The sequence below is a fragment of the Acidithiobacillus sulfurivorans genome, assembly GCF_018853815.1.
Taxonomy (GTDB): Bacteria; Pseudomonadota; Gammaproteobacteria; order Acidithiobacillales; family Acidithiobacillaceae; genus Acidithiobacillus; species Acidithiobacillus sulfurivorans.
The window spans coordinates 1-2,002 of the sequence record NZ_JAAOMP010000128.1; the positions used below are offsets into that span (position 1 = coordinate 1).

Sequence of the window (2,002 nt, forward strand, 5' to 3'; positions counted from 1 at the left end):
GCAGATAAACCGCAAAAAACAGGGCAATAATGACCGAAATCGGCTCAAAATGAACCATTTCAAAAAAATCAGGCTAAAATTTGGTGGTAGTCCGAAGTTAAAACCGACGGGCTGCTAGCTGAGTACGGTCAGAGACATTGATGGTTCCATACGCGCTGTCGGTCATGTTGCGTGAGAGGCTGGGGTAAGCTCCGTCAAAGAGCTTGAACAAAAACGCCTGGGCAGTTCGAAAAACTCCCCATTTCTAGTAAAATGTAGGGAGTAGATTGGACAGGAGAGCAGCCATGGCAGGATTGGTTGGACAAACAGGATTCTTCCCCGGAGACCGCCGGTTGAGAGAGATGGATTTATTGGGTGATGGTCTGCCCTTACTGAATCGACTGATTCCTTGGGAGCGCTTCCGCCCGATTCTGGAGAGTATACCGAAAGCAAAGGCCAAGGGGCCGGGTGGCAGGAAGCCCTATGACCGGATACTGCTCTTCAAGATGATGGTTCTGCAGCAACCGCATAATCTCAGTGATGAGCAGACCGAATACCAGATTCGGGATCGTCTCAGCTTTCAGCGTTTTCTGGGGATTGGGCTGGAAGAAGCTGTCCCCGATCACACGACCTTATGGTTATTCCGTGAATCACTGGCCCAGGCCCAACTGACGGAGCGCTTATTCACGACCTTTCATACTTTTCTGCGGGAAGCGGGCTACGCGGCCAGGGCTGGGCAAATCATTGATGCGAGCTTCGTGACGGTCCTCCGGCAACGCATGCGTCGCCAGGAGCGGCTGCTCAGCGGCAACAGGTGAACCAGGGTGAAGTACCTACCGCGTGGCATGAGCAACCGGCCAAGGGTCGTCAGAAAAACCAGAACGCCCGCCGGACTAAAAAGAACGGTCAGCCTTACTTCGGCTACAAGAACCACATTAACGTGGACAAACGCCACAAACTGATCCACGTATATCGGGTGACGGATGCCTCCGTCCATGACAGCCAGTGCCTGGAAATGTTATTGGACCCGGAGAATGCTGGCGTAGAGATATTTGCCGACAGCGCCCATCGTTCTGAGGAATCGGAGCAACTATTACAGGAAAAGGGATACCGAAACCGGATTCATGAGAGGGCCTACCGTAACCGGCCGCTCAGCAAAACCCAGGAAAAGGCCAATACCCGACGATCCCATCATCGTGCACGCGTGGAGCACGTCTTCGGTGCGATCGCGCAGCAAGGTGGAAAAATCCTGAGGACCGTGGGGATCGCTCGGGCCAAGGTGAAAATTGGGATGATGAATCTGGTCTACAACATGCGTCGCTTTACCTACTTGTTGAAGCAAGAGGTGGCCTGGTAGGGAGTAATCCCTCCAAAATCGGCAAAAACAGCAAAAACAGCAAAAAAGTATAGAAAACATCATGAAAATGATAGATAATCTGAAAAATTCGTTAAAAAGAGCGAATGGAGAAGGCGTGTGCCCGTCTCAAACCGCGAGTTTTTTGTTATTCGAGGTGCTCGCCTATTTGGGGAGTGTCACTTTCTACCAAATATAAGTAGTGCATGACAGAAAAAGGGCGTTTTTTCAAAATTCCGTCGTGTAAAATCTGAGCGAAATGGTGAATGGATAGAATTTAATGCCCATTTTTAATGATTTCAGCCGATTTTTGACAGCCGTTTCCCTGAGAAGTTCGGTAACGCTTCAAAAATCCTATCCGTTAAGCCGTTTTTCGATAGATACATCGTTGCTCCGCATCCTGGACCATTAAAACGGCCCCTAATCGATGAATGTTCCGGGCCAGCACGGCCAATGCCACATAGCGCTTGAAACCGGTAATACCATGATCCGGACACTGATCCAGGCCCAGGGCTCCGTCAAGCTCGCCAGATATAGTAGCAGAGGCTTTCTGCCGCTGATTTTAGTGGTGGTTTGAAGGGACTATGTTGGTGGAAATGCGGCATTTTCAGGCTGTTTTTGGTGCGGAATCGTGAATGGGGTGGCGGGCGGACGCAGATCTCCCTCCGG

General features: G+C 50.7%; 1 pseudogene. It reads left to right on the top strand.

The window, feature by feature from the left end:
• The first annotated feature begins 284 nt into the window (after positions 1–284).
• Positions 285–1,336 (top strand): annotated as a pseudogene (locus HAP95_RS17645) (IS5 family transposase).
• The last annotated feature ends 666 nt before the right edge of the window (positions 1,337–2,002 follow it).